General features: G+C 71.0%; 9 protein-coding genes and 2 pseudogenes. 1 reads left to right on the top strand and 10 read right to left on the bottom strand.

Annotation, left to right across the window (positions count from 1 at the left end; translation table 11 throughout):
• Positions 1-116: 116 nt before the first annotated feature.
• Positions 117-572: pseudogene (locus ACWCPY_RS22740) on the bottom strand (MFS transporter); the annotation flags it as partial.
• A gap of 75 nt (positions 573-647) precedes the next feature.
• Here ACWCPY_RS22740 and ACWCPY_RS22735 point away from each other — a divergent pair.
• Positions 648-814, top strand: a pseudogene (locus tag ACWCPY_RS22735) (isochorismatase family protein); the annotation flags it as partial.
• A 22-nt stretch (positions 815-836) separates the two neighbouring features.
• On the opposite strand, the gene ACWCPY_RS22730 reads toward ACWCPY_RS22735, so the two are convergent.
• The 9 genes from ACWCPY_RS22730 to ACWCPY_RS22690 form a co-directional block, all read right to left on the bottom strand.
• Entirely contained in the window at positions 837-1868 is a 1032-nt protein-coding gene (locus ACWCPY_RS22730; protein ID WP_451267657.1) for an SMI1/KNR4 family protein, read from the bottom strand.
• A 178-nt stretch (positions 1869-2046) separates the two neighbouring features.
• On the bottom strand, positions 2047-4275 hold the full coding sequence (locus ACWCPY_RS22725) for a serine/threonine-protein kinase (RefSeq protein WP_451267655.1): 2229 nt from the start codon (positions 4273-4275) through the stop codon (positions 2047-2049).
• A 252-nt stretch (positions 4276-4527) separates the two neighbouring features.
• Entirely contained in the window at positions 4528-5949 is a 1422-nt protein-coding gene (locus ACWCPY_RS22720; RefSeq protein WP_451267654.1) for an FAD-dependent monooxygenase, read from the bottom strand.
• Positions 5946-7064, bottom strand: coding sequence for a 2-oxo acid dehydrogenase subunit E2 (locus tag ACWCPY_RS22715; RefSeq protein WP_451267653.1), 1119 nt, complete (start codon positions 7062-7064; stop codon positions 5946-5948). The genes ACWCPY_RS22720 and ACWCPY_RS22715 overlap by 4 nt, the downstream gene beginning before the upstream one ends.
• Positions 7057-8055 carry an alpha-ketoacid dehydrogenase subunit beta gene (locus ACWCPY_RS22710; protein WP_451267651.1) on the bottom strand — a complete coding sequence of 333 codons (999 nt, stop codon included), beginning with the start codon at positions 8053-8055 and terminating at the stop codon, positions 7057-7059. The genes ACWCPY_RS22715 and ACWCPY_RS22710 overlap by 8 nt, the downstream gene beginning before the upstream one ends.
• Positions 8052-8978: a thiamine pyrophosphate-dependent dehydrogenase E1 component subunit alpha gene (locus ACWCPY_RS22705; protein WP_451267649.1), complete on the bottom strand. Its 927-nt coding sequence runs from the start codon at positions 8976-8978 to the stop codon at positions 8052-8054. The genes ACWCPY_RS22710 and ACWCPY_RS22705 overlap by 4 nt, the downstream gene beginning before the upstream one ends.
• Positions 8975-9205: an acyl carrier protein gene (locus ACWCPY_RS22700; protein ID WP_451267647.1), complete on the bottom strand. Its 231-nt coding sequence runs from the start codon at positions 9203-9205 to the stop codon at positions 8975-8977. The genes ACWCPY_RS22705 and ACWCPY_RS22700 overlap by 4 nt, the downstream gene beginning before the upstream one ends.
• 1 nt (position 9206) lies before the next feature.
• Positions 9207-10271, bottom strand: coding sequence for a 3-oxoacyl-ACP synthase III family protein (locus tag ACWCPY_RS22695; RefSeq protein WP_451267645.1), 1065 nt, complete (start codon positions 10269-10271; stop codon positions 9207-9209).
• A gap of 68 nt (positions 10272-10339) precedes the next feature.
• Positions 10340-12808: type I polyketide synthase (locus ACWCPY_RS22690; RefSeq protein ID WP_451267643.1), on the bottom strand; the 2469-nt coding region annotated here is incomplete at its 5' end.

Raw genomic sequence — 12808 nt, 5'->3', positions numbered from 1 at the left:
CCCCTCCCCCAGTACCACTGCCGGGACCGACCGATCCCGGCGGATCAAGGTCCGGAACCTATCAGAGCCGTGTTCTGGCATGGCCACCGGTCGGCGGACGGCGGACGGCGCTCACGTCATGACTTCGCGGCCCGGGTCCGGGGCAGCCTCGTGGCTCCGGCGGCGGCCAGCAGACAGAAGCCGAGCACCCACCAGAAGGTGTCGCCGAACGCCCCGGCGACGTCCGGGCCGCGGGCGGACAGCCGGTTCTGCAGGATCACGGCGAGGGCAGCGGTGCCGACCGAACCGCCCACGGTGTTCAGCAGGTTGAGCGCCCCGGACGCGCGCGGGAGGTATTCGGGTTCGATGCGGCTGTAGACGATGTTCATCACGGGCGCACCCACCATGGCCATCCCGACGCCACGGACCGCGAGGGCCAGGACGATCACGACGTCCGGGACCTCGTGGCCGAGCTGGGTGAACGGAACCGTACCCGCGAGGATCAGCACGATGCCGGTGACCACGAGGGTCCGCGGCGCGACCTTGTCGATGGTGCGGTTGACCAGCACCGATCCGGCCGCCGCACGTGTTCCGGCTCATCGGCCCTCCAGCAGGTCGCGCACGTCGTTGTCGAGGTGCTTGTCCAGGGTGCGGAGCAGGTCGAGCAGTTCCTCATGACCGCGTGCGACGCCTGGATGCAGGACATCCAGGCGTTCGTGGTGGCCGACGCGGTGGCCGACTTCTCCGCCGAGGACCACGCGCGATGGCACTGCGCTGGGCGGCCGGCAAGTGCGCCGTCGTCACCAGCACCCGATCCGTCTTCGAAGGGAACTGATTCCGTCGCCCGCCGTGGTCGGCTACCGGTCGCCGGCCACGGCGGCGAGTTCGTCGAGCAGGGCGGTGACCGCGGCATCCGTCATGCGATAGCCGTCGGCGGTCTCGCGGATGCGCCCCGAGCCGACCCGGGCCTTCCACCAGTCCTCGACGAATCCGGGGGCGTAGCCACCGGTGCTGAATTCGTAGGGCTCGGCCACGAGACTGAAGACGATCATGAGCTCGTAGTCCGGCAGCGCGTAGGAGCGCTCGTACTGCGGAGGCGTCCGTACGTACCGGTCGAAGGATCCGACCCGGTTGAAGCTGGTGAACAGCCAGAACAGGTAGTCGTACATCAGCGTGGAGCGCGCGTCGGCGTGCAGGGCGAAGAACCCCTTGTCGTGCACGACGGCCTCCGCGAGGATCCGCATGCGCCGGTCCGCGTCGGGCAGCACGCCGGCGACCTCGCGGAAAGCACGCAGCAGCACCGGGGAGAAGCTGCCGTCGCGCACGGCGGCCAGGGCGTCGAGCCGGTCCTCCTCCGAGGTGTCGTAGACGGACTCGTCGACCAGTCCCGTGACGAAAGCCTCGAAGTTCACGGCGACCGGGGTGATCGCGAAGTCGTCCTCCTGGTCGACGTGGACCACGGCCGGCTCGCCGTCCCTGCCGCACGCGCGGTAGTCGAGGGCGAGCATGTCGTGGCCCGCCGATGGCGTGTCGGCGAAGTAGACCCCGATGTCGGGGTACTCCCACATGTCGATCCAGAACCGGCTGCCGAACTCACCGCCGAGCGACTGCGGCTTTGTCCGGCCGATGCCTCTGATGCCGCTGATCACGATGTGGTCGTCGGCCCAGGAGGTCGGCTCGGCCATGGGGAAGTGGTCCCGGTCCGGAATGCCGCCGTTGTGCGCGGTCATCAGCGCGATGTAGGAGTCGGGCAGCCGGTATCCGCCGAGCTCCTCCTCCACCGACGCGATCAGTTCCCGCGTGGGCGGGCCCTCCTCCACGTACTCCTTCAGCGCGTACGCCGAGTCGTCCCAGAACGCGGCTGCGTCGAAGCCTTCGAAATGTTCCACTGTGCCCTCCCAGGCCCGCTCGCCCAGCGATCGTACGTTCCGTACCCGGACGTGATCCTGGGGCCCGTCGGCGGACCTGGCTGTTCCGCTCCGCAGTCGGAGTTCCGTCCCGCCCCTCTCCCCGACAAGCCCTTGGGTGAGCGCGTGCGAGCGCGCACCTCGCGCGGTTCCGTCAGGATCAGCCCGCCTTCGGCGGCTTCTGCGTGTCGAAGGCGAAGAGAGTGTTCTTGGCCGCGGCCACGATCAGCGCACCCCCCACGACGGTCACGCGCGGGCTGGCGCCCTGCTCGCCCGTCAGACCGTCGGCCTGCGGATCTGTTGTCCACAGAGGCTTGCCGTCGTAGGGCGACAGCGCGACCACCCGGCCGGTGGCCGAGCTGAAGTACAGCGCGCCGGCTCCCGCCTCGGGACCCGACGCGCCCTCCACGCCGGTCTGCCGGGACCACTTCTCCCGGCCGGTCGCGGGGTCGAGCGCCGTGACGAGACCGGTCTGCGTGCTCACGTAGAGGGTGCCGTCCGCCATCCCGGGCGTGCCCGGGTATGTCTTGGCCAGCCGGGAGTACGTGACCTTCCGCGAGGCCGGGTGGACCCGCGCCACGCCGTCGTAGCCGGCCAGCGCCGGTCCCTCCATGTGCCCCTGAAGGAGTACGAGCCTGCCGTCGGCGACGCCCATCGGTACGGCGGGGCCGTCGACCGCGATGGGCCTGCCCAGTGTCCCCGAGGCGCGGTCGACCGGGTACAGGGTGGAGTGGCGCACCTCCGAGGCGTCCACCTCCGCGTTCGTCGCGCACATCGCGAAGAGCTGCGGGCCCACCGGGACGGGAGCGCACTGCGTGCCGGCGGGGAACCGGGTCGTCCAGGCGATCGTACCGCTGTGCGCGTCCCGGGCCTCGAAGCGGGAGTTGGAGGCGTCGACCGTGACCACGGCGGAGCCGACCACCAGGGCGTCCTGGGTCCGGCCCGTGACGGCCTTCGACTGGGCGCCGGACGGCACGGACCACAACTCCCGGCCGTCGTTCGCGTCGATGGCCACCACCTCACTGGGAGGGTCCTGCGGGGAGTTCTGGGCGGCGAAGCGGTATCCGAGCACCGTGTCGTCGGTTGCGCCCACCAGGTGCATGCCCTGGACGGGGACGCCCGGGCTCTTCGCCGTCCACACCCGCGAGCCGTCCGAGGCCCTGATACGGGTCGCGACCACACCGCCGCCCCCGCAGAACAGCGCGTCGCCGCGCGCGACGCAACGCAGTTCGTCGGGGATGTCCTCCTGACCGCCCAGCACAGTCCTGCGCCACGGCTTGAAGCCGTCCGGAAGCGCGGCACCCGGCGCCGTCACGTTGTTGCCCTTGCCGCCGCTGTTCCCCCCGAAGCCGCCCGCCTCCAGCACGGCGACTCCCCCACCGATCGCCGCGACCGCGACCGCGGCCGCGAGCACGGGCCGCCACCGGCGACGCAGACGGCGGCCCACGGGGGTGCCGGTGCCCTCTGTGCCGGAACCGGCCGGGGCAGCCTGCGCCGGAGCGGCCGGCGTCGCGAAGTGATGCTGGGTGATCATGTCGCGGGTGCGGCCCGCGCCGAACCCGTTCGCGTCGGTCCCGCCGAGGTCGGCCGGCAGGTCCCGCAGCAGCACGAGGAGTTCGTCCGCCGAGGGCCGTCCCTCGGGCTCCTTGTCCAGGCACGACTCGACGACGGCGCGCAGCGCCGCCGGCACGGCACCCAGCGACGGCTCCTCGTGCACCACCTGATATGCCGTCATGTAAGGGCTGTCCGCGTCGAAGGGCCCATGGCCCGTCGCCGCGTACACCAGCAGCGTCCCCAGCGAGAAGACATCGGACCGCGGCCCCACACCACGCGGCGCCTGCAACTGCTCCGGCGACATGAAGGGCGGCGTACCGATGACCCGCCCTGTCATCGTCAGCGTCTGCTGGTCCACGGCACGCGAAATACCGAAGTCGATGACGCGCGGGCCCTCGGGCGAGAGCACGACGTTCGAGGGCTTCAGGTCACGGTGGACGACCCCCGCCCGGTGGATGTCGCGCAGCGCCTCCGCCAGCCCGATGGCGAGCCTCCTCAGCTCCCCTCCGTTCAGCGGGCCTTTCGCCGCGATGTGCTGGGCGAGCGTGTGCCCCTCGATGTAGGTCGTCGCCATCCACGGCTGCTCGGCCTCGGGGGCGGCGTCGACCACGGCGGCGGTGAACGCTCCGCTCACCCGTCTCGCCGCCGCCACCTCCTGCCGGAAACGGATGCGGAACTCGTCGTCCCCCGCGAACTGCTGGTGGATCAGTTTGATCGCGACGGGCCGCCCGGAGCTCGTACGGGCCAGAAAGACCGTGCCCATGCCACCCGAGCCGAGCCGCGCCTCGAGCGGATATCCGCCGATCTCGGCTGGGTCACCTCCGCGCAGCGACACTCTTCCCGACCTCCCGTCCCCCGTGCACCTCTGCCGCCACGGGCCTGCGTATCTGTCCTGCACACAAACTAGCCGCAAGGCAGTACGGCAGAGCAAAGCGGGTGACGAACAGGGTGACCGGGGCGCCTCCCGTGCCCCGGGGCATGATGCCCGACTGCCCCGGCCGGCTTCCGCCGTGATCGCCCGGACAAGTCCTGGCCGGACATGATGATATGGGCGCTCCCGTGACGGAAGCGCCCATATCCTTGTATGTCAGCCGAACCAGGTCTTGACGGCGAGCCGCAATCCTTCGGGTGCGCCGGCCCAGGCGACATGGCCGTCCGGCCGGATGAGCACCGTGGGGGCGGCGAGTTCCTCGTTCGGTGCGGCGTCCACCACGTCGACCCGGTCGGTCGGCACGGTCACCGGTGCGCCGGTCATGTTCAGCACCACGCCGCGACCGGAGTGCATCAGTCCGGAGACCGGCCTCGGCCCGTCCGCGGTCTCGACCGTCACCTCGGGAATCCGGGTGCCGGTCAACGGGTGGTCCCCCGGGATCGGGTACCGGATGTCCGTCAGCATCCGGACCAGGTGGCGTGTGACGTCCGGGAGCCGCAGCACGTCGGACATCACCTCACGCAGCGGCTCGACCTGGTCGAGCGGGTGCATCAGGGCGACCTGCGCCTGGGCCCGGCGGCAGGCCAGTCGGCCGACCGGGTGCCGCTCCTCGTGGTAGGTGTCCAGCAGGGACTCCGGGGCGCGGCCGGCGACCACCGCGGCCAGCTTCCAGCCGAGGTTCACCGCGTCCTGGATGCCGGTGTTGAGCCCGTCCCCCGCCGACGGCGGGTGTGCGTGCGCCGCGTCGCCCGCGACGAGCACCCTGCGGTGCCGGTAGTGCCGCGCCAGCCGGGTGGGGTAGCCGTAGCGGGTCATCCACACGGGATCCTGGAGGTCCGGTGCCTTCCCGGTGATCCGTTCGACGCTGGCGCGTACCTCTTCGACGGTCACCGGCACGTCCTCGCCCTGCGGTTCACCGGTGAACTCGACGGTCATCACCCTGATCTCGCCCGGCTTGAGCGGCAGCACGCCGAACTGGCCCTGCTGGAAGAGACCGACGTCGAACTGGTCGTTCTTGCCCTCGAACACCGGTACGTCCGCGAGCACGCCGTAGTACGACGGCGCGAGCACCTCGAACTCGAACCCGGCGGCGTCGGCCACCCGGCCGGCCGGGCCGTCGCAGGCGACGAGGTAGGCAGACCTGATGTCCGTGCCGTCCGCCAGGCGCACGGTGACGCCGTCGTCGTCCTGCTCGACGCCGACGACCTCGGCACCCCTGCGGACCTCGACGCCGAGTTCTGCCGCGCGATCGGCGAGGCGTGCCTCGGTGACCGCCTGGGGCACTATGAAGTAATGGTCCTCCGGCAGCTCGGTCAGGTCCAGGTAGAACAGCCCGAAGTGGGTTCTCGGCCAGAGCGGTGTGCTGTCGTCGACGAACCGGTCGGCCAGCCCGCGTGCCCGCAGCGCCTCGAGCGACCGGGGGTGCAGCACCATGCCGCCCGATGAGCGGCCGCGTTCGACCCTGCGTTCGAGCACCGTGGTCGGCACTCCCGCGAGGGCCAACTCGCAGGCGAGCATCAGGCCGACCGGTCCCGCACCGGCGATCGTCACCGGGCCGGTCGTCCTTGTCTCGGTCATGCCTCACTTCCCATCTTCTCCAGAGATTCCTTGACCGCGCGGAGGAACAGCACCGCGTCGCGCCCGTTCAGCACCCGGTGGTCGTAGGCCAGCCCGACGTGTGCGACCAGCGCGATCCGCGCGCCACCGGTGTCGGCACCGCTGTCCGCGCCGGGTACGAGTTCGGGCCGGATGCCGCCGAGCGCCAGCGCGCAGACCTGGCCCGGGAACACGATCGGTACGGCGACGGTGACGTCCTCGTCGTTGTGCAGCGTCACCGCGATCGTCCCGCCGGTGAGGTCCTGCTCGCGGAACGAACCACGCAACGCCTTGTTCCTGAAGTCGCCGACCGAGGCGGCGATCTCCTTGAGCCCCATGGTGTGTGCGTCGCGCACGACGGGCACGTACAGGCCCTTGCCGATGTCGATGGTCACCCCGACGTGCGCACCGTCGGCGACCGACACCGTGCGCTCGTCGACGAGAGAGGCGAAGCACAGCGGGAAGCGCTCGCGCAGGCCGGCGACGGCCATGATGAGGAACTCGGGCACCCCGACGAGCTTGCGCCACTCGCCGGTCAACGCCCGCGCCTTGTCGACCACACCACCGACCTCGACCCGGATCACCGTGTACGCGGAGGGAATGGTCTGGTGCGAGCGGGTCACCGTCCGTGCGACGGCCTGCTGTCCCGCCGGCAGTACCAGGGTGTTCCGGTCCGGTGCGGACTGCGCGGTCAGCCGCTCGACGTCGCTGCGCCGGACGACCTTCACTCCGAGCGTGCGGGTCAGTTCGGGGTCGATGCCCAGCTCCGCCAGCAATTGCCGGGCCGGGGCGGTGATCACCGGGCCTCCGTTCGGGCTCGCCTCCGCCGCCTCCGTCGGCGCGGCACGCTCGGCGCGTGGCGTCCCGGCCGGGACCACCCTGCCGATCAGGTCACCGGGCCGGCATTCGGCGCCCGCGGGAACGAGGTGGTGCAGCACGCCACCCGCGACACTGACCAGGTCCTCGGCGGCCTTGGACGTCTCGATGGTGGCCACGTCGTCGTCCGCGCCGATCGGCTGCTCGTCGCCGACGAGCCATTCGAGCAGGACGTAGGAGTCGTCGTTGTTGTTCAGCTTGGGTACGCGGATCTCAGCCACGGACGGCCTCCAGGACGGCGCGGCGGATCCCCGTGTCCTGAAGGAGGACCTCGGCCTCCAGGTGCGGCGCGGTGGGGATGATGCTGTCGGCGGAGTGCGCGAGGCCGACGGGGCCGCTCAGGCTCTTCCACAGCCGACGGTGCAGCCGGTGCGCGACCTCGGCACCCCACGTGCCGTCGGCCGTGCTCTCCTCAGCGACCACGACCGCACGGGTGCCGCGCAGCACCGGCAGCAGGGGTTCGACGTCGAACGGGTGCAGCTTGGCCGGCACCAGGATCATGCACGTGATCTCCTCGTCGAGCAGCAACGACCTGGCCGCGGACAGCGCGCGGTGCATCACACCGCCCGGCGCGATCACCACGCAGTCGTAGGTGTCCTGGTCCTCGACGAACACCCTGGCCACATCCGGGGTGAGCAGGTCGTAGGAGAACAGGTCGTCCACTGTGGAGTCGGTGAACATGCGCTGGGTGTAGAGCACCTTGTCCTCGAACACGATCGCGGGCTCCGCCGCGTCGATGACGCGCTCGAACAGACGGCGGTTGTCGTGCAGCGGCGTCAGCTCGTACAGCGTGAGCCCGGGCAGGCCGATGAAGTGCTTCTGCAAGCTCTGGCTGTGCGTCGGACCGTACCCCCGGCCGCCGCCGGTCGGGCAGCGCACGGTCAGTGGCATCGGGCGCCTGCTCCCGTACATGGACACCGACTTGCTGGCGAAGTTGGCGATCTGGTCGAACGCGAGCGCGACGAAGTCGCCGAACATGATCTCCACGATCGCGGGTGCGCCGGCGAGGGCCAGCCCGGCACCGACGCCGACGATGCCGCCCTCGCTCAGCGGCGTGGCCAGCACGCGGTCGGGCCACTTGGTGGACAGTCCCTTGGTGACCTTGAACGCGCCACCGTACGGGTCGACTACGTCCTCGCCGAGCAGCATGAGGTCCTGGTTCGCTGTGAACAGGTCGTGCAGGGCGTGATTGAGGTTCTCGGCGACTCTCACGGTATCCACCTGCTCGGCGGCAGCGCGGTGACCTCGTCCGCCACGGCGTCGACCAGCTCGCGGGCGGCGTCGTCGAGCCGCTGGAACTGCTCGGCATGGCCCACCGGGTAGCGCTGGTACCAGTCGTTGTCCACGGCGGCGCGGCGTTCCGCGTCCGGCCGCGCGTCGTCGCCCTTGCTGTGCGGCCCGACGCGGTGGGTGATCAACTCCACCACCAGCGGCCGGTTTCGCTGCCGCACCCGGTCGACGGCCGCAGTCAGCTCCTCGCGGAGCACATTGACGTCGGTGGACTCGCTGCGCACGTGGTCGGCGCCGAACGCCGCGGCTCGCGCACCGATACTGCCGGCCAGTTGCACGGATGTCGGGGTCGACTGCGCGATCCCGTTGTGCTCGACCACGACCAACAGGGGCAGCTCCCACAGCCGCGCCATGTTCAGCGCCTCGTAGACGGCGCCCTCGCCCCAGGTCCCGTCACCGATGTACGCGCACGCCAGCGCGCCCGGCTCGGTGCGCTTGAGCCTCAGCGCGACGCCGGCGGCGACGGGCAGGCTCTGTCCCTGCACGCCGGTGGAGAGGTACCGGTCACGCAGGATGTGCTGGCTGCCGCCGACACCCGAGCACACCGCGCCCTCACGGCCCATGATCTCGGCGAGCAGGCCGCGCGGGTCCTCGTGCCGTGCCAGGTAGTGGCCGTGGCCGCGGTGGTTGCTGAACACGTGGTCGCGCTCGTCGAACAGCCCTCGCATCGCCACGGGGACGTACTCCTGGCCGAGGCACGTGTGGGTGGTGCCGTTCAGGCTGCCCTGGGCGAACAGGTCGAGCAGCTTCCACTCGAAGTGCCGGATGGTCAGCATCAGGAACAGGTCGTCATCGTCCAGAGCGGACAGATACGGCCCGGCCGGTGCCGTGACTGTCTCCGTCATGTACGCGTCCCTTCCTGTGCGGCGATCTCCGCGGCGACCTCGCGCAGTGTCGTCGGCCCCAGGAAGGTCTCCAGCGGAAGGGCCACCCCCAACTCCTCCTGCACATGCAGGATCAGCTCGACGAGTTTGACCGACCGCATGCCGAGGTCGGCCAGGTTGTCGTCCGGTCCCGGCTCGGTGCCGAACACCTTCAGCCAGATCTGCGCCAGCTGCGTGACGGGTTGCATTTCAGATGCCTTCCAGGTCGTCCTGCAGGTCACTGCCCGGCATCTCGACTGCGTAAGATGCTTCGATCCACTTGCTTGCCTCGACGCTGAGCCCGACCGCGCGGTCACCTGGTTCGAGCAGCGGCAGCAGCCGTTCGAGTTGGAAGAACGGAAGGGCGTTGGCGGTGTTGCCGATCTCGGTGACCCGGCTGACGACCTCGGCCCCGTCCATGTCCAGGGCGTCGACCACCCGTTTGGTCATCCGGCCGGACAGCTGCGGGGGCAGGAGGTAGTCGATCTCGGTCCGCTTCCACTCCAGTTGGTCGAGCAGATCGGCGAGCGCCCGCTCGGCCATCGGCCCGGCCGACTCCTCGACGCCTTTGAAGTCCTCGCTGACCGGGAGCTCGTCGGGAATCCGTTCCGCCGGGCCGTACCAGGGAATGACCTGACCGGGTTCGCGTCCGAGTCCGACGAGCTTGCACGACACGTGCCGCAGCACGGGTGTGCCTTCGCCCGGCCGTGTGTCGAGCACGGCGGCGCCCGCGCCGTCGCCGAACAGCATGGCGTTCACCTGCACCTCGGGCGGGGCGTCGGCGAGATTCAGATCGAGGTCGAGGTGGTGGGCGCTGGTATCGGCGCCGAGGACGAGCGCGGTGCGATACCGGCCGGCGGCGAGTGCCTGCGCGGCGACGTCGAGTGCCTGCAGCGCTCCCGTGCAGCCGGACTGCATCTGGTACGCCGGGACCCCGTCGATGCCGAGCCGGTCGGCGACCAGACAGGCGGTGGACGGCATGAGCAGGTCGGGGGTGGCGGTGCCGAGCACGACCAGGTCGATGTCCGCGCCGGTGAGACCCGCGGCGGTCAGCGCCCGCCGCCCCGCCGTCTCGCACAGGTCGGTCAGCGAGTACCGCACCTCACCGGTCTCCAGGTTCCTGGCGAAGTGCCGGGTGTCGGTGCCGACGAAGGCGTCGATCCACTGCTCCCACACCGCCGGCATGCCGAACCGTCGCACCAGCGTCGCGTTGTCGACCGGAGGGCCGGGCAGAGCCGTCCCGACCGCGACAACGCGGATGTCGTGGGTCTCCATGTGCGTCCTTCCTCAGGCGGGTTCCCCGTCATGGTGGTCAGCGGTGCTTAGCGGTCGCTTAAGGAGCGCTACGGTCGCAGCTCCCTGTCGAGGAGCTCGAAGATCTCCTCGTCGGCCGCGGTCGCGAGGTCGGTGGTGTCCGGCTCGCGGAGTGCGTCCAGGACACCGCGGAGGCGTTTGGCCACGGCCGTACGTGTCTCACCCGCCGCGTCGACGACGAGCTGTTCCAGCGCGCGGAACACACCGTTGTGTGCCGCGAGAGGGTCGGGGCGTTCCGGCTCACTGCTGAGATGGCGGGCCAGCGCGGCGGGGGTGGGATGGTCGAACACCAGCGTCGACGCCAGTTGCATCCCGGTGGCCGAGACGAGCCGCTCCCGCAGCTCCAGCGCGGTGAGCGAGTCGAAACCGAGGTCCATCAGCCCGCGTTCCGCATCGATGGTGCCGTGGATGCCGAGCACCTCGGTGATGGTCCTGCGCACCAGGGCCAGCGAGAGCGCCTGTCGCTCCTCGGGATCCCGGCCGGTGAGGGTGTGCGTCCACGACAGGGGCCTCGACTGCCGTGCCCTGGTCCGTACGACCTCGCCGAGCACGGGCGGGGGCGCCTCGGCGCCGGCGTTCAGCGTGGCCGGGACCAGGACGGCGGCGCCGGATCCGACCGCCGCGTCGAACAGGGTGAGACCGGTCTCGGCGGACATCGGCACGATGCCGAGGCGGGCCATCCTGGCGCGGTCCGTTTCGGAGAGGGTCGCGCCGAGACCGTCACCGGACCACAGCCCCCACACCAGCGCAGTGGCCGGGCGGCCGGTGGCCCGGCGGTGGCCGGCGAGGGCGTCGAGGAAGGTGTTGGCCGCGGCGTAGTTGGCCTGGCCGGCGTTGCCGATCGTGCCGGCGACGGACGAGAAGAGGATGAAGGCGGACAGGTCGCCCGCGAGCTCGTGCAGGTGCATCGCTCCGTCCACCTTGGGCCGCCACACCGCGTCGAGCCGCTCCGGGCTCAGCTCGGTCACCGTGGCATCGTCCAGTACGGCCGCCGCGTGGACGACCGCGGTCGGCCGGTGCTCGTCGAGCAGCGCGGCGACGGCAGCGCGGTCGGCGATGTCGCACGCCGCCGTCCTGACCCGCGCACCGGACGCGGTCAGCTCGGTGAGCAGCGCGTGGGGCATTTCCCGTCGCCCGACGAGAAGCAGGTCACGCACGCCGTGGTCGGCCACCATGTGCCGGGCCAGTCGCTGCCCGAGCACCCCGCCGGCGCCGGTGACGAGCACCGGTCCGGAACCGAAGTCGACCTCTCCCCGCTCGGGTGCCGTACGGACGACCCTGGGGCGCAGGACACGTCCCTCTCGCAGCGCGACCTCCGCCTCGCCGGTGGCGATCGCGGCGGTCAGGATCTCCTCCGACGCGGGCGTCCCGTCGGTGTCCACGAGTACGAACCGGCCGGGGTGCTCGGTGCGCGCGGTGCGGACCAGCCCCCAGACCGGTGCCTGCCACAGGTTGGGGACGTCCTCGCCGGGCAGGGCGGCCACCGCCCGGCTCGTGACCACGGTGAGCGTCCGGTCGTGGTCGGCGGCAATCCACTCCTGAACCGTCGCCAGTACCCCGGCGGTCGTCTCCCGGGTGTTGCCGGACACGGTGAGCACGTCCTCCGGCGAGCCGCCGACCCGGCGGACCGGGAGCTCGGCCCAGTCGAGCCGATGCAGCGAGCGGAGGTGGTCGGTGGCGAACACGGCCGGCCTGGTCACCAACTCCTCGACCACCAGCACCGGTTCGCCGTCAGAGTTGGAGATGGTGATCCGGTTGGCCGGGTCGATGTGCACCCGCAGCGTCGTACCGGCCGGCCGGAACAGCCGGACGCCCCGCCACGCGAACGGCACGACGACCTGGCCGGTGGTCGCGTCGTCGGTGAGGGCGAGTACGTGCAGTGCGGCGTCGAACAGAGCCGGGTGGATGTCGTATCCGTCGTTCGGTACCGGCAGCTCGACCTCGGCGAACCGGTCACCGTCGCGCCGCCACGCGCGGCGCAGCCCCTGGAAGGACGGGCCGTAGTCGAGGCCGCGTTCGGCCAGCTTCGGGTAGGCGTCCTGGACGTCGAGCTCGGGTGCGTCGGGCGGCCAGATCTGCGGCGTGACCTCGACGGCCCGGTCGGAGAGCCTGCCGGTGGCGTGCCGGGTCCAGTCCTCGCCGTGCCGGGCGTGGATGGCGACATTGTCGCCGTCGACCGTCACTTCGACCTCGGCCTCGGCCGTGTCGTCGACGACGAGCGGTGCTTCGTGGGTCAGTTCCTCCACGGTCCGGCAGGCACGCATGGCGAGGTCGAGCAGGGCCGTTGCCGGAACGAGCGGCGTGCCGTCGACCGTGTGATCGGCGAGCCACGGGTGCTCGCGTGCACCGAGCTTCCCCGTGTGGACGGTGTGGCCGGTCGAGAGATGGACGGTGGTGGTGACGAGGGGGTGTGTGCCGGTGGTGGGTTTGTGGGTGGGGTTGAGCCAGTGGCGTTGGTGTTGGAAGGGGTAGGTGGGGAGGTTGGGGTGGTGGGGGTT

The organism is Streptomyces sp. NPDC002403 (assembly GCF_053593015.1).
Note: the sequence above shows the minus strand (reverse complement) of the source record. Positions and strands in the feature narration are given on the sequence as shown.

What these genes read in the sequence shown, in the direction of transcription:
- ACWCPY_RS22720 (WP_451267654.1), bottom strand. Translation starts at nt 5,949, where the DNA reads ATGACCGAGACAAGGACGACCGGCCCGGTGACGATCGCCGGTGCGGGA.
- ACWCPY_RS22705 (WP_451267649.1), bottom strand. Translation starts at nt 8,978, where the DNA reads ATGACGGAGACAGTCACGGCACCGGCCGGGCCGTATCTGTCCGCTCTG.
- ACWCPY_RS22700 (WP_451267647.1), bottom strand. Translation starts at nt 9,205, where the DNA reads ATGCAACCCGTCACGCAGCTGGCGCAGATCTGGCTGAAGGTGTTCGGC.
- ACWCPY_RS22695 (WP_451267645.1), bottom strand. Translation starts at nt 10,271, where the DNA reads ATGGAGACCCACGACATCCGCGTTGTCGCGGTCGGGACGGCTCTGCCC.